Source organism: Pseudomonas hefeiensis (genome assembly GCF_030687835.1).
Lineage (GTDB): Bacteria > Pseudomonadota > Gammaproteobacteria > Pseudomonadales > Pseudomonadaceae > Aquipseudomonas > Aquipseudomonas hefeiensis.
In genome coordinates this window covers 1,728,050-1,748,903 of sequence record NZ_CP117449.1, presented here as the reverse complement: position 1 = coordinate 1,748,903, position 20,854 = coordinate 1,728,050, and the positions used below count along the sequence as shown (strand labels likewise).

Annotated in this window: 14 protein-coding genes and 2 pseudogenes; 3 read left to right on the top strand and 13 right to left on the bottom strand. The window is 59.0% G+C overall.

Annotated elements, in window-relative coordinates:
* Positions 1-142: 142 nt before the first annotated feature.
* From brnQ to sdhC, 10 genes and pseudogenes are all read right to left on the bottom strand, one after another.
* A pseudogene (brnQ, locus tag PSH57_RS07645) lies at positions 143-1,451 on the bottom strand (branched-chain amino acid transport system II carrier protein); the annotation flags it as partial.
* A gap of 347 nt (positions 1,452-1,798) precedes the next feature.
* On the bottom strand, positions 1,799-2,683 hold the full coding sequence (gene sucD / locus PSH57_RS07640) for a succinate--CoA ligase subunit alpha (protein WP_014339581.1): 885 nt from the start codon (positions 2,681-2,683) through the stop codon (positions 1,799-1,801).
* A pseudogene (sucC, locus tag PSH57_RS07635) lies at positions 2,683-3,850 on the bottom strand (ADP-forming succinate--CoA ligase subunit beta). Before sucC ends, sucD begins: the two are co-directional and overlap by 1 nt.
* A gap of 196 nt (positions 3,851-4,046) precedes the next feature.
* The gene (gene lpdA, locus PSH57_RS07630; RefSeq protein WP_305388788.1) at positions 4,047-5,483 is read right to left on the bottom strand and encodes a dihydrolipoyl dehydrogenase; all 1,437 of its coding nucleotides are present in this window, start codon (positions 5,481-5,483) and stop codon (positions 4,047-4,049) included.
* 109 nt (positions 5,484-5,592) lie between these two features.
* A complete protein-coding gene (odhB, locus tag PSH57_RS07625) occupies positions 5,593-6,816 on the bottom strand; it encodes a 2-oxoglutarate dehydrogenase complex dihydrolipoyllysine-residue succinyltransferase (RefSeq protein WP_305388787.1) in 1,224 nt (407 codons plus the stop codon).
* Between the two features lie 42 nt (positions 6,817-6,858).
* Positions 6,859-9,690: a 2-oxoglutarate dehydrogenase E1 component gene (locus PSH57_RS07620; protein WP_305388786.1), complete on the bottom strand. Its 2,832-nt coding sequence runs from the start codon at positions 9,688-9,690 to the stop codon at positions 6,859-6,861.
* Between the two features lie 262 nt (positions 9,691-9,952).
* On the bottom strand, positions 9,953-10,657 hold the full coding sequence (locus PSH57_RS07615) for a succinate dehydrogenase iron-sulfur subunit (RefSeq protein WP_305388785.1): 705 nt from the start codon (positions 10,655-10,657) through the stop codon (positions 9,953-9,955).
* Between the two features lie 11 nt (positions 10,658-10,668).
* Positions 10,669-12,441 (bottom strand): succinate dehydrogenase flavoprotein subunit, encoded by a 1,773-nt coding sequence (sdhA, locus tag PSH57_RS07610; RefSeq protein WP_305388784.1) that lies wholly within the window; start codon positions 12,439-12,441, stop codon positions 10,669-10,671.
* 3 nt (positions 12,442-12,444) lie between these two features.
* Complete coding sequence (gene sdhD / locus PSH57_RS07605; protein WP_047230490.1) at positions 12,445-12,813, bottom strand: succinate dehydrogenase, hydrophobic membrane anchor protein; 369 nt, start codon at positions 12,811-12,813, stop codon at positions 12,445-12,447.
* Positions 12,807-13,181, bottom strand: coding sequence for a succinate dehydrogenase, cytochrome b556 subunit (sdhC, locus tag PSH57_RS07600; RefSeq protein ID WP_024780620.1), 375 nt, complete (start codon positions 13,179-13,181; stop codon positions 12,807-12,809). Before sdhC ends, sdhD begins: the two co-directional genes overlap by 7 nt.
* A 364-nt stretch (positions 13,182-13,545) precedes the next feature.
* On the opposite strand from sdhC, the gene gltA reads away from it, so the two are divergent.
* Complete coding sequence (gene gltA, locus PSH57_RS07595; protein ID WP_003204440.1) at positions 13,546-14,835, top strand: citrate synthase; 1,290 nt, start codon at positions 13,546-13,548, stop codon at positions 14,833-14,835.
* A gap of 291 nt (positions 14,836-15,126) precedes the next feature.
* Here gltA and PSH57_RS07590 read toward each other — a convergent pair whose 3' ends face one another.
* The 3 genes from PSH57_RS07590 to PSH57_RS07580 form a co-directional block, all read right to left on the bottom strand.
* Positions 15,127-16,785 (bottom strand): cation acetate symporter, encoded by a 1,659-nt coding sequence (locus PSH57_RS07590; RefSeq protein ID WP_305388781.1) that lies wholly within the window; start codon positions 16,783-16,785, stop codon positions 15,127-15,129.
* Entirely contained in the window at positions 16,782-17,093 is a 312-nt protein-coding gene (locus tag PSH57_RS07585) for a DUF485 domain-containing protein (protein ID WP_256231576.1), read from the bottom strand. The genes PSH57_RS07590 and PSH57_RS07585 overlap by 4 nt, the downstream gene beginning before the upstream one ends.
* A gap of 311 nt (positions 17,094-17,404) precedes the next feature.
* Entirely contained in the window at positions 17,405-18,259 is an 855-nt protein-coding gene (locus PSH57_RS07580) for a glycine betaine ABC transporter substrate-binding protein (protein WP_305388780.1), read from the bottom strand.
* Positions 18,260-18,688: 429 nt separating this feature from the next.
* On the opposite strand from PSH57_RS07580, the gene PSH57_RS07575 reads away from it, so the two are divergent.
* Positions 18,689-19,987: an alpha/beta fold hydrolase gene (locus tag PSH57_RS07575; RefSeq protein ID WP_305416463.1), complete on the top strand. Its 1,299-nt coding sequence runs from the start codon at positions 18,689-18,691 to the stop codon at positions 19,985-19,987.
* Positions 19,980-20,768: an MlaA family lipoprotein gene (locus PSH57_RS07570; RefSeq protein WP_076383809.1), complete on the top strand. Its 789-nt coding sequence runs from the start codon at positions 19,980-19,982 to the stop codon at positions 20,766-20,768. The genes PSH57_RS07575 and PSH57_RS07570 overlap by 8 nt, the downstream gene beginning before the upstream one ends.
* Positions 20,769-20,854 lie beyond the last annotated feature (86 nt).

The window sequence follows — 20,854 nt, the reverse complement described above, 5'->3', positions numbered from 1 at the left end:
CCTTTCAAGACAATGCTTCGACGTTAGTCCAAGGAAAAAGGCACGGCACCGGCGCCATAAAAAAATGCCCCGTATCGATTGATACGGGGCATTTCTTTTTAACCGGCGGGCCCGCTCGTGGCAGGCCGCGGCAACTCAGGCCAGCGCTTCGCTGCGCTTGCCCCAGCAGACGATCACACACCAGCGCCACCGCCAGGGTCATCACCGACGGCACGAGCCAGGCCAGGCCCTGCTCACTCAATGGCAGGTGGGCCATTTGCGTCGGCATCCAATCCGCCAGTCCGGCGCCTTTAAGCGCATCGATCAGGCCAAACAGGAATGACACCAGCATGACCGGGCCGACAATGCGCCCCTGCTCATGCCAGAAGTCCTTGCAGAAGCTCAAGGCCACCAAGGCAATGCACGGTGGGTAAATCGCGGTCAGGACCGGGATCGAGAAAGCGATTCAGCTTAGTCAGTCCGAGGTTCGACACCAGCAGCGAAAACGTCGCCAGGATGACCACCAACGTTTTGTACGACAGCGGCAAGACACGACTGAAGTACTCGGCACAAGCGCACGTCAGGCCCACTGCGGTGACCAGGCACGCCAGGGAAATCAGCACCGCCAGGAAACCGCTGCCCAGGCTGCCGAACGTGTGTTGCACATAGGCATGCAGCACCGCCGCGCCGTTGCTCGCGCCCGCGGCCACTTCATGGCTGCCTGACCCCAGACGGAACAGACTGACATAGACCAGCGCCAGGCCGACCCCGGCGATCAGTCCGGCAATGATGGCGTAGCGGGTGATCAAGGCCGGCGACTCGACACCGCGAGAACGGATCGCGTTGACGATGACGATGCCAAACACCAATGCGCCCAGGGTATCCATGGTCAGGTAACCATTGATGAACCCTTGGGAGAACGGCGCGGCCTCGTATTGAGGGGTCGCCACGCCGATATCGCCGGCGGGCAAGGCAAACGCGGCAATGCCCAGCACGGCCAGGGCAATGATTTTCAGCGGGGCAAGGAATCGCCCGACAGTGTCCAGCAAGCGACCCGGATAGAGCGAGATGAAGAACACCAGCAGGAAATACACCGCACTGTAGAGAAACAGCGCCAGCGGGCTTTCACCGGTCAACGGCGCCAGCCCGACTTCGAACGAGACGGTGGCGGTGCGCGGGGTGGCAAACAGCGGCCCGACGGCCAGGTAGCACACAGCCGCCAGCAGGCCACCGGCAACCTTGCCGATTGGACTGCTCAAGGCATCCATCGCCCCGCCGACCTTGGCCAGCGCAACGACCGTGATGACCGGTAGCCCGACCGCCGTGACCAGAAAGCCCAGCGCCGCCATCCAGACATGGGGCCCGGACTGCAAACCGACGATAGGCGGGAAGATGATGTTGCCAGCCCCGACGAACAGGGCAAATGTCATGAAACCAAGCGCCAGGATGTCCTGGCCTTTCAACACTTTCATTTAAGGAAACCACACTGCTGAATCGGAATTTAGAGAGGGACTTCCCTTGAGGATGGAGGGAAATGCTGCCGATCCGTATAAGACCAACCCGTTATGCGCGCCGCTTCCTTGTGGGTAGCGGGCGCAAAAATGGCGAGTAGCCTAACGAATTAGTGCGAATAACGCACTGTTACGGGGCGAACTATCCGATGCGCGACATTTCCGTGTCGCGTTTTTGCATCTAAATGGTTGGTGACTGTAATTCTGTCATCGCGAGCAGGCCCCAATTTGGCGCCACATACATCCGAAACCGACAAAGGCCACCCGAAGGTGGCCTTTGTTGCTGGAACAAAAAAGTCAGCCGAAGCTTACTTCTTCATTTCCCAGCCAGTCAGCTCGGCCAGGGCCTTGCCGATGTCTGCCAGCGAACGCACGGTTTTCACGCCTGCGTCTTGCAGAGCGGCGAATTTCTCGTCCGCAGTGCCTTTGCCGCCAGAGATGATTGCGCCAGCATGGCCCATGCGCTTGCCCGGAGGAGCAGTCACACCCGCGATGTAGGAAACAACTGGCTTGGTCACGTTAGCCTTGATGTAGGCAGCCGCTTCTTCTTCAGCCGAACCGCCGATCTCACCGATCATGACGATCGCTTCGGTCTTCGGGTCTTCCTGGAACAGCTTCAGGATGTCGATGAAGTTGGAACCTGGGATCGGGTCACCGCCGATGCCGACGCAAGTCGACTGACCGAAACCGGCGTCAGTGGTCTGCTTGACGGCTTCGTATGTCAGGGTGCCGGAACGGGAAACGATACCAACCTTGCCTGGCAAGTGAATGTGACCTGGCATGATGCCGATCTTGCATTCGCCTGGAGTGATCACGCCTGGGCAGTTAGGGCCGATCAGGGTGATACCCAGCTCGTCGCACTTGACCTTGGCTTCCAGCATGTCGATGGTCGGGATGCCTTCGGTGATGCAGACGATCAGCTTGATGCCGCCGAACGCTGCTTCAAGGATGGAATCCTTGCAGAAAGGAGCTGGAACGTAGATCACGCTGGCGGTAGCGCCAGTGGCAGCAACAGCGTCTTTGACAGTGTTGAAGACAGGCAGGCCCAGGTGTTCGGTGCCGCCTTTGCCCGGCGTTACGCCACCCACCATCTTGGTGCCGTATTCCAGAGCTTGCTGGGTGTGGAAACTACCTTGCGAACCGGTAATACCCTGGCAGATAACCTTGGTGTCTTTATTGATCAGGACGCTCATTATTTGCCCTCCGCAGCTTTAACGACTTGTTGAGCAGCGTCGGTCAGGCTGGTAGCAGCGATGATGTTCAAACCGCTTTCTGCCAGTACTTTAGCGCCCCAGCTCAGCGTTGTTGCCTTCGAGGCGAACAACAACCGGGATTTTCACGCCGACTTCTTTCACGGCGCCAATGATGCCTTCGGCAATCATGTCGCAACGAACGATGCCGCCGAAGATGTTGACCAGTACCGCAGCGACGTTGGTGTCGGACAGAATGATCTTGAACGCTTCGGTTACGCGTTCCTTGGTAGCACCACCGCCCACGTCGAGGAAGTTGGCTGGCTTGCCGCCATGCAGGTTGACGATGTCCATGGTACCCATGGCCAGACCGGCACCGTTGACCATGCAGCCGATGTTGCCTTCCAGGGCCACGTAGTTCAGTTCGAACTTGGCAGCGTGCGCTTCGCGCGGATCGTCTTGCGACGGATCGTGGAAGGTCTTCAGCTTAGGCTGACGGTACATGGCGTTGGCGTCGATGTTGATCTTGGCATCGAGGCAGTGCAGATCGCCGTCGGCCTTGATCACCAGCGGGTTCACTTCCAGCAGCGCCAGGTCGTGGTCCTGGAACAGCTTGGCCAGGCCTACGAAGATCTTGGCGAACTGAGTGACCTGCTTGCCTTCCAGGCCCAGCTGGAATGCCAGCTCGCGACCCTGGAATGGCTGGGCGCCAACCAGTGGATCGATGGTGGCCTTGAGGATTTTCTCAGGGGTATCGTGAGCGATTTTCTCGATGTCCACGCCACCTTCGGTGGAAGCCATGAACACGATACGGCGGCTCGAACGGTCAACGACAGCGCCCAGGTACAGCTCTTTAGCGATATCAGTGCACGATTCAACCAGGATCTTGGTGACTGGCTGACCGTTGGCGTCAGTCTGGTAGGTCACCAGACGCTTGCCCAGCCACTGCTGTGCGAAGGCTTTGGCGTCTTCTTTGCTGCGAACCAGCTTGACGCCGCCCGCTTTACCGCGACCACCGGCGTGAACCTGGGCTTTGACAACCCATTCGCTGCCGCCGATTTTGTCGCAAGCTTCTGCTGCCGCTTCCGGGGTGTCTACCGCGTAGCCGGTGGATACTGGCAGGCCGTACTCAGCGAACAGCTGCTTACCCTGATACTCGTGAAGATTCATGCTTATTACCGTCTTCGTTAGGTACTGCGCATTCGGTGCTGCACCGTTATGGTGCCGCACCACCTGTGACTGCTGCTTGCGTAGCGTTCCAGTTGACCGGTGCCGCTACGCAAGGCTGCGTCCAGCGGATATTCCGCGGTGAGTCTTGCTCGCAAGGCTCACGACGGGCCATACCGCCGTGGTTTCTTATTGTCTATTAACGCTTTTTGCGGTTGGCCACGTGGATGGCGCCGCCATTTACGGCCAGGGCCGCTTCGTGCAAGGCTTCGGACAGGGTCGGATGGGAGAAGACCATCATGCCCAGATCTTCAGCGCTGGTGCCGAATTCCATACCGATCGCGCCTTGCTGTACCAGCTCGGCAGCGCTTGGGCCAATGACGTGAACGCCCAATACGCGATCCGTCTTGGCGTCGGCGATGACTTTCACGAAACCACCGGTATCGTTGGCTGCCATGGCACGGCCACTGGCGGCAAACGGGAAGGTGCCGACGTTAACTTCAACGCCCTCGGCTTTCAAGGCCTGCTCGGTTTTACCGACCCATGCGATTTCCGGGTGGGTGTAGATAACCGATGGAATCAAATCGTAGTTGATCTGGGCTTTGTGGCCCTTGATGCGCTCAACCACCATGATGCCTTCTTCGGACGCCTTGTGCGCCAGCATCATGCCGCGTACCACGTCACCGATGGCGAAGACGCCCGGTACGGTGGTGGCGCATTGATCGTCAACCTGAATGAAGCCGCGCTCGTCGATTTCCACGCCGCTATCGGAAGCCAGCAGGTCAGTGGTCACTGGACGACGGCCAACCGCAACGATCAGTTTGTCGAAGGTGATGGTCTGTTCGCCATTGGCGTCGGTGTAGGTGACCACAACTTCTTCGCCATTGACCTTGGAACCGGTCACGCGAGCGCCCAGTTTGATGTCCAGGCCTTGCTTGGTCAGGGTTTTCAGCGCTTCCTTGGAAACCGCGGTGTCGGCGGCCATTAGGAAGGTGTCCAAAGCTTCAAGAACAGTCACTTGCGCGCCCAGGCGCGACCAGACCGAACCCAGTTCCAGACCGATCACACCAGCGCCGATCACGCCCAGGCGTTTTGGTACGGATTGGAACTCCAGAGCGCCGGTCGAATCGACGATCACGTTCTGGTCCACCGGAGCCGGCGGAATGTCGATCGGACGCGAGCCCGGTGCCAGGATGACGCTCTCGGCTTCGATTACTTCAACCGAACCGTCTGGCTTGGTCACTTCGACCTTCTTGCCCATCAGCAACTTGCCGTGGCCCTGGATCGAGGTCACGCCGTTGGCCTTGAACAGGGTGGCAACGCCAGAGGTCAGGCCCTTGACGATGTTGGCCTTACGGCCAACCATCGCTGGCACGTCCATGGTCACGCCAGCGTGGTTGATACCGTGGATCTTGAAGCCATCCTGCGCTTCATGGAACTTCCAGGAGCTGTCCAGCAGCGCCTTGGACGGAATGCAACCGACGTTCAGGCAAGTACCGCCGAGGGCCAGTTTGCCCTCCTTGTCGGTGTATTTCTCGATGCAGGCAGTGGTGAGGCCCAGTTGCGCAGCCTTGATGGCCGCTACGTAGCCGCCAGGGCCCGCACCAATCACTACCACGTCGAATTTCTGAGTCATGAGTCATTCCTTCTCGAATCAAACCGGACGGTCACTTGTGGAGACCGTCGTGGGACGAAACCGGTTATTTCAGCAAGAGGCCGGTCAACCGACCGGCCCTCGCGGCGAATCAGATATCCAGCAGCAGACGAGCCGGATCTTCAAGCAGGTTCTTGATGGTTACCAGGAAAGTCACGGCTTCTTTACCGTCGATCAGGCGGTGATCGTAGGACAGCGCCAGATACATCATCGGACGAATCACGACCTGACCATTGATCGCCATAGGGCGTTGCAGGATGTTGTGCATGCCCAGGATCGCCGCTTGTGGCGGGTTGACGATCGGGGTCGACATCATCGAACCGAATGTACCACCGTTGGTGATGGTGAACGTACCGCCGGTCATCTCTTCGATGGACAGCTTGCCATCACGGGCCTTCTTGCCGAAGGTGGCGATGCCGCCTTCGATTTCAGCCAGGCTCATCAGTTCGGCGTTGCGCAGTACCGGAACCACCAGGCCACGGTCGCTGGAAACCGCGACACCGATATCGGCATAGCCGTGGTAAACGATGTCGGAACCGTCGATCGACGCGTTGACGGCCGGGTAGCGTTTCAGCGCTTCAGTGGCAGCCTTGACGAAGAACGACATGAAGCCCAGGCGTACGCCGTTGTGGCTCTTCTCGAACAGGTCCTTGTACTTCGAACGCAGGGCCATGACTTCGGTCATGTCGACTTCGTTGAAAGTGGTCAGCATCGCCATGTTCGACTGGGCTTCAACCAGACGCTCGGCAACCTTGGCGCGCAGGCGGGTCATCGGAACGCGTTTTTCAACGCGATCACCGGCAGCGAACACCGGAGCGGCAGCGGCAGGCGCGGCAGCCTTGGCTGGCGCAGCGGCCGGAGCGGCTTTCTTGGCGGCAACCGCTGCAACCACGTCTTCCTTGGTCACACGACCACCCTTGCCGGTGCCGGCAACGGAAGCGATGTTGATGCCGTTCTCTTCAGCCAGCTTGCGAGCAGCTGGAGCGGCGACTGGATCGTCTTCGCCGCCAGCGGCAGGAGCAGCAGCCTGAGCGGCGGCCGGTGCGGCAGCGGCCGCCGGAGCAGCGGCAGCAGCGCCGCCCGCTTCGATGGAGCCCAGCACTTCGGCCGACAGTACGGTTTCGCCTTCGCCCTTGATGATGGCGCCCAGGACGCCGTCAGCCTCGGCCAGTACTTCCAGGACAACTTTGTCGGTTTCGATGTCGACGATCAGTTCGTCGCGCTTGACCGCGTCGCCCGGTTTTTTGTGCCAGGTGGCAATCGTGCCATCGGCAACCGATTCCGGGAAAGTGGGGGCTTTGATCTCGATAGCCATTATCTGTGGTTCCTTAAATTCGGTTTCAGGTGCGCGAAGGCATTAAACGGTAAAGGCATCTTGCAGCAGTTTTTCCTGCTGCTCGGCGTGCATCGATGCATAACCACAAGCAGGTGCAGCAGAAGCGTCACGGCCGGCGTACTCAAGTACGAGCGACTTGTTGTGACCGCTGATGATGCGGCGCATGTGATGTTGGCTGCAGTACCACGCACCCTGGTTCATCGGCTCTTCCTGGCACCAGACGATGTGCTTCAGGTTTTTGTACGGAGCCAGGATTTCGACCAGGTCGTCCTCCGGGAACGGGTACAGCTGCTCGAGACGCACGATGGCGATATCGTCACGGCCTTCGGCACGGCGTTTTTCCAGCAAGTCGTAATAGACCTTGCCGCTGCACAGAACCACGCGACCGACGTTGGCCGGATCCTGAGCGTCGATTTCCGGGATAACGGTCTGGAACGAGCCTTCGGCCAGATCTTCCAGAGTCGAGATCGCCAGCTTGTGACGCAGCAATGACTTCGGTGTCAGCACTACAAGCGGCTTGCGCAGCGGGCGAATCACCTGACGGCGCAGCAAGTGGTAGATCTGAGCCGGGGTCGTCGGTACGCACACCTGGATGTTGTGCTCGGCGCACAGCTGCAGGTAACGCTCCAGACGTGCCGAAGAGTGCTCCGGCCCCTGCCCTTCATAACCGTGTGGCAACAGCATGGTCAGACCGCAGAGACGGCCCCACTTGTGCTCGCCGCTGGTGATGAACTGGTCGACAACCACCTGGGCACCGTTGGCGAAGTCGCCGAACTGGGCTTCCCAGATCACCAGCGCATTCGGCTCGGTGGTGGAGTAGCCATATTCGAACGCCAGGACGGCTTCTTCGGACAGCAGCGAATCGTACAGGTCGAAACGTGGCTGGCCTTTGTACAGGTGTTGCAGCGGGATGTAGGTGCTGGCGTCTTTCTGGTTGTGCAACGCCGCGTGGCGGTGCGAGAAAGTGCCGCGGCCTACGTCCTGGCCGGTGATGCGCACAGGGTGACCTTCGAACGCCAGGGTCGCGTATGCCATGGTTTCGGCATAACCCCAGTTGATCGGCAGGCCGCCGGCTTGCATCTTCTGCCGGTCTTCGTAGATTTTCGCGACCTGGCGCTGGACCACGAAGCCTTCCGGAATTTCCAGCAGCTTGGCGGACAGTTCCTGCAAGGTCTTGAGATCAAAACGGGTGTCGTGACGAGCAGTCCAGGCGTGACCCAGGTACGGACGCCAGTCCACGAACAGCTCTTTGTTCGGCTCTTTGACCAGGCTTTTTACAACATGCAGGCCGTTGTCCAGGGCATTGCGATATTCATCGACTTTTTCCTGGACACGTTCAGCGTCCAGCACACCGCTCTGGGTCAGGCGCTCGGCATACAGCTCACGGGTGGTGCGCTGCTTGGCGATCTGCTGGTACATCAGAGGCTGGGTGCCGCTAGGCTCGTCGGCCTCGTTGTGGCCGCGACGACGGTAGCAGACCAGGTCGATCACCACGTCACGCTTGTACTGCATGCGGTAGTCGATGGCCAACTGGGTCACGAACAGCACGGCTTCCGGGTCATCGCCATTCACATGGAGAATCGGTGCCTGGATCATCTTCGCAACGTCGGTGCAGTACTCGGTGGAACGCGAGTCTTCCGGGTTGCTGATGGTGAAGCCGACCTGGTTGTTGATCACCAGGTGAACGGTACCGCCGGTCTTGAAGCCGCGGGTCTGCGACATCTGGAAGGTTTCCATGACCACGCCTTGACCGGCGAATGCAGCGTCACCGTGGATGGAAATCGGCAGGACCTTTTCGCCAGTCGGATCGTTGCGACGATCCTGGCGGGCACGGACCGAACCCTCGACCACCGGGGAAACGATTTCCAGGTGGGACGGGTTGAACGCCATCGCCAAGTGAACTTCGCCACCTGTGGTCATCACGTTGGACGAGAAACCCTGGTGATACTTGACGTCACCGGAGCCCAGCTCGACCTTCTTCTTGCCTTCGAACTCGTCGAACAGCTCGCGCGGGTTCTTGCCGAAGGTGTTGACCAGCACGTTCAGACGGCCGCGGTGGGCCATGCCGATGACGACTTCCTTGGTGCCGTAGGAACCGGAACGCTGGATCAGTTCGTCCAGCAGCGGGATCAGGCTTTCGCCACCTTCCAGGCCGAAACGCTTGGTGCCCGGGTATTTGGTGCCCAGGTACTTTTCCAGGCCTTCGGCGGCCGTGACGCGCTCGAGCAAGTGGCTCTTGACGTCAGCGGAGAAGGTCGGACGGCCACGAACGCTTTCCAGACGCTGCTGGAACCACTGGCGCTGCTCGGAATCGACGATATGCGTAAATTCGGCACCGATGGTGCGGCAATATGTCTGCTGCAACGCTTCGTGAATTTCGCGTAGGCTCGCTTCCTCTTTGCCGATGAACAGGTCGCCGGCACGGAAGGTCGTATCAAGATCGGCATTGGTCAAGCCGTAATGAGTGATCGACAGGTCTGCTGGTGCAGGACGCTGCCACAGCCCCAGCGGGTCCAGCTGGGCTGCCTGGTGGCCACGCATCCGGTAGGCCTGGATCAGTCGCAGCACTTCAACTTGCTTCTTCTCGTGCTCACTGCTCACGCTGCCGGCAGACACCGGTTGAGCGCGGCGCTGGTTCTTTGCCAGCAGCACGAAATGATCGCGAATTGTCGAGTGCGAAACATCAGTGGCAGAGTTACCGTCAGCCGGCAACTTCTGAAAGTAGGTGCGCCACTCTTCTGGCACAGCGTTAGGGTCGTGCAGGTAGAGCTCGTAGAGCTCTTCCACATAGGCAGCGTTACCACCGGAGAGGTGGGCACTGTTCCACATGCGCTGCATCACGCTTTCTTGCATGCTTGGTCACCCTCGATTTGGGGAACACCATCGGCGAAAACACCGAGCAAACTTGCAGAAGTCCGAATGCAGCGACCAAAACAAGCCACTTAGGATCACGCTGATAGTCCGGGTACCAGCCCGGATGCCCCTGCTTGTCTCATTTCTTCAAAATAAGAACTGCCGCTTTGTGAGCGGCGGTTCTGGTTATAGCCAGGACGCGGGTTGAAGCCCACGCCCCGGCCTTTACGGGTACAGCGGTTCTACGGGTACAGCAGCTGAATCACACGCCGCTTTGCAGCAGCATGTTACGTATGTGACCGATGGCCTTAGTCGGGTTCAGGCCTTTCGGGCAGACGTTGACGCAGTTCATGATCCCGCGGCAGCGGAATACGCTGAACGGGTCATCCAGTGCAGCCAGACGCTCGGACGTCTTGGTGTCGCGGCTGTCTGCCAGGAAGCGATACGCTTGCAGCAGAGCGGCCGGGCCCAGGAATTTGTCCGGGTTCCACCAGAAGGATGGGCACGAGGTCGAGCAGCAGGCGCACAGGATGCACTCGTACAGACCGTCGAGCTTTTCACGCTCTTCCGGGGACTGCAGACGTTCGATGGCCGGGGCCGGCGAATCGTTCTGCAGGAATGGCTTCACCTTCTCGTATTGCTTGTAGAAGATGCTCATATCGACGACCAGGTCACGAATGACCGGCAAACCTGGCAGCGGACGGACAACCAGCTTGTTGCCCTTGACCACGGCGGACAGCGGCGTGATGCACGCCAGGCCGTTCTTGCCGTTGATGTTCATGCCGTCGGAGCCGCAAACGCCCTCGCGGCAAGAACGACGGTAGGAAAAACCTTCGTCCTGCTCTTTGATCAGGGCCAGCACGTCCAGCACCATCAGGTCTTTACCACCGGTATCAACCTGGAAATCCTGCATGAACGGCGCGGCGTCCTGATCAGGGTTGTAGCGATAAACACTGACTTGCAACATGGCGGCCACCCTTAGTAAGTCCGGATCTTGGGTTCAAACGTCGGAACGGTCTTCGGCGAGAAGTTCACCGCACGCTTGGCGACACGTTTTTCACCCGGGAAGAACAAGGTGTGGCACAACCAGTTTTCGTCATCACGGTCTTCAAAGTCTTCGCGGGCATGGGCACCACGGGACTCTTTGCGCACTTCTGCCGCGATGGCGGTGGCTTCGGCCACTTCCAGCAGGTTCTGCAATTCCAGCGCTTCGATACGTGCAGTGTTGAACGCCTGCGACTTATCGTTGATCTTCACGTTGGCGATTCGTTCACGCAATTGCGCCAGCTGATCAATACCCTTCTGCATGTATTCGCCGGTACGGAATACACCGAAGTAGTTCTGCATGCAGTTTTGCAGCTCGCGACGCAGGGTCGCCACGTCTTCGCCTTCGGTACGCTCATTCAGAGCGGACAGACGCGCCAGGGCGGCTTCGATGTTGGCGTCGGTGGCATCGTCATACTCGATACCGTCGGTCAGCGCTTTTTCCAGGTGCAGGCCGGCAGCACGGCCGAATACCACCAGGTCGAGCAGCGAGTTGCCGCCCAGACGGTTGGCACCGTGAACCGATACGCAAGCCACTTCACCCACCGCGAACAGGCCAGGGATGATTTCGTCCACACCTTCGGCGTTCTGGGTCATCGCCTGGCCGTGAATGTTGGTGGCAACGCCGCCCATCATATAGTGGCAAGTTGGAACCACTGGAACCGGCGCGACGACCGGGTCGACGTGCGCGAAGGTCTTGGACAGTTCGCAGATACCTGGCAGACGGCTGTGCAGCACTTCCTCGCCCAGGTGGTCAAGCTTGAGCATCACGTGGTCGCCATTCGGACCGCAACCGTTGCCGGCGATGATTTCTTTCACCATCGACCGGGCAACCACGTCACGACCGGCAAGGTCCTTGGCGTTCGGAGCATAACGCTCCATGAAACGCTCGCCGTGCTTGTTGATCAGGTAACCGCCTTCACCACGGCAACCTTCGGTGACCAGTACACCGGCGCCGGCGATGCCGGTCGGGTGGAATTGCCACATTTCGATGTCTTGTACCGGCACGCCAGCACGCAGTGCCATGCCGACACCGTCACCGGTGTTGATCAGGGCATTGGTGGTGGACGCGTAGATACGGCCGGCACCGCCGGTCGCCAGTACGGTGGCCTTGGCGCGAATGTAGGTGGTTTCGCCGGTTTCGATGCAGATCGCGATCACACCGACGAAGGCGCCGTCTTCGTTCTTCACCAGGTCAACGGCGTAGTACTCGTTCAGGAACGTGGTACCGGCTTTCAGGTTGCCCTGATAAAGGGTGTGCAGCAGGGCGTGACCGGTACGGTCGGACGCCGCGCAAGTACGCGCAGCCTGGCCGCCCTTGCCGTAGTCCTTGGACTGACCGCCAAACGGACGCTGGTAGATACGACCTTGCTCGGTACGCGAGAATGGCATACCCATGTGGTCCAGTTCGAAAACCGCGGCCGGACCTTCCTGACACATGTATTCGATAGCGTCCTGGTCACCGATGTAGTCGGAACCCTTGACGGTATCGTACATGTGCCAGCGCCAGTCATCGTTCGGGTCGGCCGAAGCGATGGCGCAGGTGATGCCGCCCTGAGCGGAAACAGTGTGCGAACGGGTCGGAAAAACCTTGGTGATCACGGCAGTCTTGTGACCGCCCTGTGCCAGTTGCAGCGCTGCGCGCATGCCGGCACCGCCGCCACCAATAATGATGGCGTCGAAAGAAATCGTAGGAATGTTAGCCATGAATCAGATACCCCAAAGAATCTGCACACCCCAGACGAAGTACGCAAACATCGCGACGCCGCATACTGCCTGGAAGAGGAAACGTACGGCAGTCGCCGACTTGCCGAACGCCATCGGCGTCAGGTAGTCGGTCGCGATGGTCCACATGCCGACCCAGGCGTGAGCGCCCAGCGCGACAAGCGACAGCAGACTGAAGATACGCATCCAGTTGTTTGCGAACAGTTCATGCCATTGGGCATAGCCAAGGCCTGGGTTTGCTACGACATATCCGATCAGGAAAATGAAGTAAGCCGCGAGAACGACCGCAGACACACGCTGCGCCATCCAGTCATAGAGGCCCGAACGGGAAAGGTTCGTGACGTTGGTTACCATATCCAGACTCCTGCCAGAACGATTACCACCACGGAAACGGCGATAACGATTTTCGAGCCCAGCTTGCCGCCTTCCAGCGTCTCACCGATGCCCATGTCCATGATCAAGTGGCGCACACCGGCAACCAGGTGATACAGCAAGGCGGACAGGATGCCCCAAATCACTAGCTTGGCTAGCGGACTGGTCAGACACGCTTTCACCTGACCGAAGCCTTCTTCCGAGTCGAGCGACTTGTCCAATGCATAAAGCATGATGGCCAGGCTGACGAAGAGAATGACACCGGAGATACGGTGAAGAATGGACGTGTAAGCAGTGACTGGGAGTTTGATGGTCCTTAGGTCTAGGTTTACAGGTCGTTGGCTTTTCACGGCTTTTTTTCACACTGAAGAGCCCCTAACAATCAGGGCAAAGTTGTTGGGGCGCGCACTGGTCAGGTACTCACCACCCAGGGAGTGACGACCCCCAAGAAAGCAGGCCCAAAAGCCCCTGGCGGTCGGTGGCCGAGTATAGACAGTTAGGCTACTAATGACAACGCGTTCACCTTCCCCTAATAGCGCATTGCACATATGAAGCAAAAGGCGTAAACGGCAGGCAATTTCGCGGAAAAAGTCCGGTTAAAGCCTTCTGGAGCAAGACTTTAGGCAAATTGACATTCGAATTTATCTCACTATAGTGGTGCGGGCCCTGCGTGGGGGGTCTGTCTGATGATTCCAAGCATTAATAGGAGGCCACATGGCTGACAAAAAAGCGCAGTTGATCATCGAGGGCGCAGCCCCCGTCGAGCTGCCCATTTTAACCGGCACCGTTGGTCCCGATGTAATCGACGTACGGGGCCTGACGGCCACGGGCCGTTTCACCTTTGACCCGGGTTTCATGTCGACCGCTTCGTGCGAGTCGAAGATCACCTATATCGACGGCGACAACGGCATCCTGCTGCACCGCGGCTACCCGATCGAACAACTGGCTGAAAAATCGGACTACCTGGAAACCTGCTACCTGCTGCTCAACGGCGAGCTGCCAACCGCAGAGCAAAAGGCCCAGTTCGTCAGCACCGTGAAGAACCACACCATGGTTCACGAACAGTTGAAGACCTTCTTCAACGGCTTCCGTCGCGATGCCCACCCGATGGCCGTCATGTGCGGCGTTGTCGGCGCCCTCTCGGCCTTCTACCACGACTCCCTGGACATCAATAACCCCCAGCATCGCGAAATCTCCGCGATTCGCCTGGTGGCGAAGATGCCGACCCTGGCAGCCATGGTCTACAAGTACTCCATGGGCCAGCCCATGATGTACCCACGCAATGACCTGACTTATGCAGAAAACTTCCTGCATATGATGTTCAACACCCCGTGCGAGATCAAACCGATCAGCCCGGTGCTCGCCAAGGCCATGGACCGGATCTTCATCCTCCACGCCGACCACGAGCAGAACGCCTCCACGTCCACCGTGCGCCTGGCAGGCTCCTCGGGTGCCAACCCGTTCGCCTGTATCGCCGCCGGTATCGCAGCACTCTGGGGCCCGGCCCACGGCGGTGCCAACGAAGCGGTACTGACCATGCTCGATGAAATCGGCGATGTCTCGAACATCGACAAGTTCATCGCCAAGGCCAAAGACAAGAACGATCCGTTCAAGCTGATGGGCTTCGGTCACCGGGTCTACAAGAACCGCGACCCGCGCGCCACCGTCATGAAGCAGACCTGCGACGAAGTGCTCAAGGAACTGGGGATCAAGAACGATCCGCAACTCGAACTGGCCATGCGCCTGGAAGAGATCGCCCTCACCGACCCATACTTCATCGAGCGCTCGCTGTACCCGAACGTCGACTTCTACTCGGGGATCATCCTCAAGGCGATCGGCATTCCAACCAGCATGTTCACCGTGATCTTCGCCCTGGCGCGGACCGTGGGCTGGATCTCCCACTGGAAAGAAATGCTCTCCAGCCCGTACAAGATCGGCCGCCCGCGCCAGTTGTACACCGGCTACGAGTCGCGTGACATCACCCAGCTGGAAGACCGCAAGTAAGACCTGCCTTGCGATAGGTACCAAGCTGCACCGAAACGGCCCCCGCTTCTTATATGAGAGCGGGGGCCGTTTTGTTTGTGTCTCCCCATCGTCTTCGCCCGGTCCGACGCCATCGCGAGCAGGCTCGCTCCCACAGGGGAATGCATTTCAATGTGGGAGCGAGCCTGCTCGCGATTGGGCGGCAGGCCTGCCGCCCCTTAAACCCAACACAAAAAAATACCCCAGCCTCTCGACCGGGGTACTTCTTCAAACACAACACTTTAACTTGAAGCTTTCGCCTTGCAGTTGCGGTTAGTGGCTAACCGCCCCACTCGCCCCCAGACCCGTCTGCGAACGCACGAACTGCGGGAAGAACAGCGCCCGCTCGTTCACGCCTTCAGCCGACTTGTCGGTGACGGAGAAGAACCAGATGCCGACGAAGGCAATGGCCATCGAGAACAGCGCAGGGTATTCATACGGGAAGATCGCCTTCTCGTGACCCAGGATCTGCACCCAGATGGTCGGACCGAGCACCATCAGGCCCACTGCGCTGATCAGGCCCAGCCAACCGCCGATCATGGCGCCACGGGTGGTCAGTTTCTTCCAGTACATCGAGAGCAGCAGTACCGGGAAGTTGCAGCTTGCCGCGATGGAGAACGCCAGGCCCACCATGAACGCGATGTTCTGCTTCTCGAACAGGATGCCCAGGCCGATCGCCAGCACCGCCAGGGCGATGGTGGTGATCTTCGACACGCGGATCTCATCCTTCTCGTTGGCCTTGCCTTTCTTGACGACACTGGCATACAGGTCATGGGACACCGCCGAGGCACCGGCCAGGGTCAGACCCGCCACTACCGCCAGGATGGTGGCAAAAGCTACGGCCGAGATGAAGCCCAGGAAGATGCTACCGCCCACGGCGTTGGCCAGATGCACCGCTGCCATGTTGTTGCCACCGAGCAAGGCACCTGCTGCGTCCTTGAAGGCCGGGTTGGTGCTGACCAGCAGGATCGCGCCGAAGCCGATGATGAAGGTCAGGATGTAGAAGTAACCGATGAAGCCAGTGGCATACAGCACGCTCTTGCGAGCTTCCTTGGCGTCACTCACGGTGAAGAAGCGCATCAGAATGTGTGGCAGGCCAGCGGTACCGAACATCAGCGCCAGACCCAGGGAGAACGCCGAGACCGGATCCTTGACCAGGCCACCAGGGCTCATGATCGCTTCACCCTTGGCGTGAACCTTGACCGCCTCGGAGAACAGCATATTGAAGTCGAAGTTGACGTGCTTCATGACCATCAGTGCCATGAAGGACGCACCCGACAGCAACAGCACCGCCTTGATGATCTGCACCCAGGTAGTGGCCAGCATGCCACCGAACAGTACGTAGAGGCACATCAGGATACCGACCAGAATCACCGCGACGTGATAGTCCAGGCCAAACAGCAGCTGGATCAGCTTGCCGGCACCGACCATCTGCGCGATCAGGTAGAACGCAACCACTACCAGCGAGCCGCTGGCGGATAAGGTGCGGATCTGGGTTTGCCCCAGGCGGTAGGACGCCACGTCGGCAAAAGTATATTTACCCAGGTTACGCAGGCGCTCGGCGATCAGGAACAGAATGATCGGCCAGCCGACCAAGAAGCCGATGGAGTAGATCAGGCCGTCGTAGCCGGAGGAAAACACCAGCGCGGAAATCCCCAGGAAGGACGCCGCCGACATGTAGTCGCCCGCGATTGCCAGGCCGTTCTGGAAGCCGGTGATCTTGCCGCCGGCCGCATAGTAGTCGGCCGCCGAGTTGTTTTTCTTGGACGCCCAGTAAGTGATATATAAAGTCGCGCCGACGAAGGCCACGAACATCAGGATGGCCGCGACGTTAAGCGGTTGTTTCTGCACGGCACCGGTCAGGGCTTCAGCCGCCCAGGCGCCCGGTGCGAACGCTGCGATGCTCAACAGAGCCATTAGACGCCGGATCATTGCTGAGCCTCCTTGAGAATCGCATTGTTCAGATCGTCGAACTCACCGTTGGCGCGTCGCACGTAGATACCGGTCAGGATGAAGGCCGAGACAATCAGACCGACACCTATGGGGATACCCCAGGTAATGGTGGACTCGGGCGAAATCTTGGCCCCGAGAATATGCGGCCCGTAGGCAATCAGAAGAATGAAGCCTGAATACAACCCAAGCATGATCGCCGAGAGAATCCAGGCGAACTTTTCTCTTTTTCTCACCAGCTCCTTGAAACGCGGGCTGTTTTGAATCGAGAGGTAAATGCTGTCGTTCATTGTTTTTATCCTCGCAGCACAGATTTAATTGCAACAGCGCTACTCTATGCGGCTGAAGGCCAGGTTCCAGACGACCTTAGTATTAGAACGACATGACGTTTATCGATTGCCCCCGCAAACCTTCATATTTCCCTTGTGGGAGCGGGCTTGCTCGCGAATGCGGTGTGCCAGTCTATGAGTTGCCAACAGACAGATCGCCTTCGCGAGCAAGCCCGCTCCCACAGGGATTTGCGCAAGGCTAAGATCCGCAGGCACAAAAAAACCGCATGACGCCAAGTCATGCGGTTTTCGAGAGCGTTAAACCAGGCGAATTACTTGCCGGTCCACTCCTTCACACGATCCGGGTGCTTGGCAACCCAATCCTTGGCAGCGGCGTCCGGCTTGGCGCCTTCCTGAATCGCCAGCATGACCTCACCGATCTCGTCTTTCGAATTCCACTGGAACTTCTTCAGGAACGCGACCACTTCCGGTGCCTTGGCGGCCAACTCCTTGCTGCCGATGCTGTTTACGGTTTCAGCTGCGCCGTAGACGCCTTTTGGGTCTTCCAGGAAGCGCAGTTTCCACTTGGCGAACATCCAGTGCGGCACCCAACCGGTGACAGCAATGGATTCTTTTTTCTTCTCGGCACGGGTCAGCTCGGCAATCATGCCGGCGCCGGAACTGGCCTTGAGTTGATACCCGGTCAGGTCGTAATCCTTGATGGCCTGTTCGGTCTTGATCATGACACCTGAACCGGCGTCGATACCGACAATGCGGTTCTTGAAGCTGTCATCGGTCTTGAGGTCAGCCACGGACTGGGCCTTGACGTACTCCGGCACGATCAGGCCGATTTTTGCGTCCTTGAAGTTCGGACCGTAGTCGACCACCTGATCCTTGTTCTTGGTCCAGTAGTCGCCATGGGTCACCGGCAGCCAGGCCGAGAGCATCGCGTCAAGCTTGCCGGTGGCCACGCCCTGCCACATGATCCCGGTCGCGACCGCTTGCAGCTTCACGTCATAGCCCAGTTTCTGCTTGATGACTTCGGCCGCCACATGGGTGGTCGCGACGCTGTCGGACCAGCCGTCGACATAACCGATGCTCAGGGTTTTGGTTTCGGCGCTGGCCAATGTGGAACTGATCGCCAGTACCAGTGCGGCACCTGCGCCCAAGAGTCGTCGCATTCTCATCGTTACTTCCCCGAAAGTGCTGCGCCCGACGGATGCCGAGCGGCGTCAACGTATTGTTATGGTGCACAGCGCCCCCATCACGCTCGCCTGCAAAACCGGTCCGAACGTCAGTGGAGTACTGACTCGTTGATCATCAACCTGCGCCGATCTGGAACCTGCTCTGCCTGCGACGTTGAGGCAACGAGAAACGACATCAGAACGCCAGCTACCTGCCTCAGGCATTTGGGCCAACAAAAATGCCGTCTTGCCGGTCATGGCAGAATCCGGCAAACCGCCAGATAACTAGCCGCTACCACGCGTGAACGTGTATCTTCGCGCTACTATCGCGCCCCGTTTGTGCCTCTTTTGCGTCGATCATGGCACTTGGCTTCACTTCGGCGGTCATAGCCTGCGAACTTCAATCGGCATCTTCCTCTAAGGGATCCAGTCATGCTCCATTCCTTGCGCTTCGCTGCCCTCGCCGGCGGCCTTATTCTGAGTGCGTCCGCGCTGGCGGTGGACATCGATGCCGCCAGCTATGGCTACCCTTTGACCAACCCGTTCGAGGCGACTATCGCCACCACGCCACCGGACCTGCGCCCGGAGCTGCCCCCGATCGAAGATATCGACCAGGCGGACCACAGCCTGACCCTGCGCCCGGAACGCGAGTTCATCCTGCCGGACAACTTCTGGCCGGTGAAAAGCCTCACCTACCGCATGGCGACCCAGGACAAGCCCGCGCCGCTGATCTTCCTGATCGCCGGCACCGGCGCGCGCTACGACAGTACCCTCAACGAATACCTCAAGCGCCTCTACTACAAGGCCGGCTACCACGTGGTGCAGTTGTCCTCGCCCACCAGCTTCGACTTCATGAGTGCCGCTTCGCGCTTCGCTACACCCGGCATCACCAAGGAAGACGCCGAAGACATGTACCGGGTGATGCAGGCCGTGCGGGCGCAAAACCCCAAATTGCCCGTGACCGAGTATTACCTCACCGGCTATAGCCTCGGCGCCCTGGACGCGGCCTTCGTCGCCCATCTGGACGAAACCCGACGCAGCTTCAATTTCAAGAAAGTGCTGTTGCTCAACCCACCGGTAAACCTCTACACCTCGATCACCAACCTGGACAAGCTGGTCCAGACCGAGGTCAAGGGCATCAACAACACCACCACTTTTTATGAGCTGGTGCTCAACAAGCTGACCCGCTACTTCCAGCAAAAAGGCTACATCGATCTCAACGATGCCCTGCTCTATGACTTCCAGCAGTCCAAGCAACACCTGACCAACGAGCAGATGGCGATGCTGATCGGCACCTCGTTCCGCTTCTCGGCGGCCGACATTGCATTCACTTCGGACCTGATCAACCGTCGCGGCCTGATCATCCCACCCAAATTCCCAATCACCGAAAGCACCAGCCTGACGCCGTTCCTCAAGCGCGCGTTGCAATGCGATTTCGACTGTTACCTCACCGAGCAGGTAATTCCGATGTGGCGCGCGCGCACCGACGGCGGCAGCCTGTTGCAACTGATCGATCAGGTCAGCCTTTATGCGCTCAAGGATTACCTGCACGACAGCCCGAAGATTGCCATCATGCACAACGCCGACGACGTCATCCTCGGCCCGGGTGACCTGGGTTTCTTGCGCAAGACCTTTGGCGACCGCCTGACGGTTTACCCATTGGGCGGCCACTGCGGCAACCTTAACTACCGCGTCAACAGCGACGCCATGCTGGAGTTCTTCCGTGGCTAAATATCTCCTGCTTATCGCCGCGTTAATGAGTGCCGGCATGGTCCACGCCGATAACAGCAAGGCCAACGCGCCTGTGGTGGTGGATTCCGACGGTTTCAAGGAACCGTTGAGCAAGCTTAAGTTCAACCCCGGGTTGGACCAGCGCGAGTTCGAGCGCTCGACCCTCAACGCCCTGAACGTCTATGACCCGCTGGAGTCCTGGAACCGCCGCGTCTACCACTTCAATTATCGATTCGATCAGTGGGTGTTCCTGCCAGTCGTCGACGGCTACCGTTACATCACGCCAGGTTTCCTGCGTACCGGGGTGAGCAACTTTTTCAATAACCTGGGGGACGTGCCGAACCTGATGAACAGCCTGCTGCAATTCAAGGGCAAGCGTTCGATGGAAACCACGGCGCGCCTGCTGCTCAACACCACCGTCGGCATCGCCGGCCTGTGGGACCCGGCCACTGCCATGGGCCTGCCGCGCCAGAGCGAAGACTTCGGCCAGACCCTGGGGTTCTATGGCGTGCCCGGCGGCGCGTACTTCGTACTGCCGATCTTCGGGCCTTCGAACCTGCGCGACACCTCGGGATTGCTGGTGGACTACACAGCTGAATCGGCGATCAACTTCCTCAACGTTTCAGAAGTCAGCGGCAACCACCCGGAACTGCTGCTTCTGCGCGCCGTGGACAAGCGCCACCAGACCAGCTTCCGCTATGGCCAACTGAACTCGCCATTCGAATATGAGAAGGTGCGTTACGTGTATACCGAATCGCGCAAGTTGCAGATTGCCGAGTAACCTGCGGCCAACACAAATACCCATTGTGGGAGCGGGCTTGCTCGCGAAGGCGGTGTATCAGCTAACAAATGTGTTGTCTGATACAC

Excerpts from the sequence above, each read along its gene's own strand:
- sucD (WP_014339581.1), bottom strand. The coding sequence starts at position 2,683 with ATGAGCGTCCTGATCAATAAAGACACCAAGGTTATCTGCCAGGGTATT.
- lpdA (WP_305388788.1), bottom strand. The coding sequence starts at position 5,483 with ATGACTCAGAAATTCGACGTGGTAGTGATTGGTGCGGGCCCTGGCGGC.
- odhB (WP_305388787.1), bottom strand. The coding sequence starts at position 6,816 with ATGGCTATCGAGATCAAAGCCCCCACTTTCCCGGAATCGGTTGCCGAT.
- PSH57_RS07620 (WP_305388786.1), bottom strand. The coding sequence starts at position 9,690 with ATGCAAGAAAGCGTGATGCAGCGCATGTGGAACAGTGCCCACCTCTCC.
- PSH57_RS07615 (WP_305388785.1), bottom strand. The coding sequence starts at position 10,657 with ATGTTGCAAGTCAGTGTTTATCGCTACAACCCTGATCAGGACGCCGCG.
- sdhA (WP_305388784.1), bottom strand. The coding sequence starts at position 12,441 with ATGGCTAACATTCCTACGATTTCTTTCGACGCCATCATTATTGGTGGC.
- sdhD (WP_047230490.1), bottom strand. The coding sequence starts at position 12,813 with ATGGTAACCAACGTCACGAACCTTTCCCGTTCGGGCCTCTATGACTGG.
- gltA (WP_003204440.1), top strand. The coding sequence starts at position 13,546 with ATGGCTGACAAAAAAGCGCAGTTGATCATCGAGGGCGCAGCCCCCGTC.
- PSH57_RS07590 (WP_305388781.1), bottom strand. The coding sequence starts at position 16,785 with ATGATCCGGCGTCTAATGGCTCTGTTGAGCATCGCAGCGTTCGCACCG.
- PSH57_RS07585 (WP_256231576.1), bottom strand. The coding sequence starts at position 17,093 with ATGAACGACAGCATTTACCTCTCGATTCAAAACAGCCCGCGTTTCAAG.
- PSH57_RS07580 (WP_305388780.1), bottom strand. The coding sequence starts at position 18,259 with ATGAGAATGCGACGACTCTTGGGCGCAGGTGCCGCACTGGTACTGGCG.
- PSH57_RS07575 (WP_305416463.1), top strand. The coding sequence starts at position 18,689 with ATGCTCCATTCCTTGCGCTTCGCTGCCCTCGCCGGCGGCCTTATTCTG.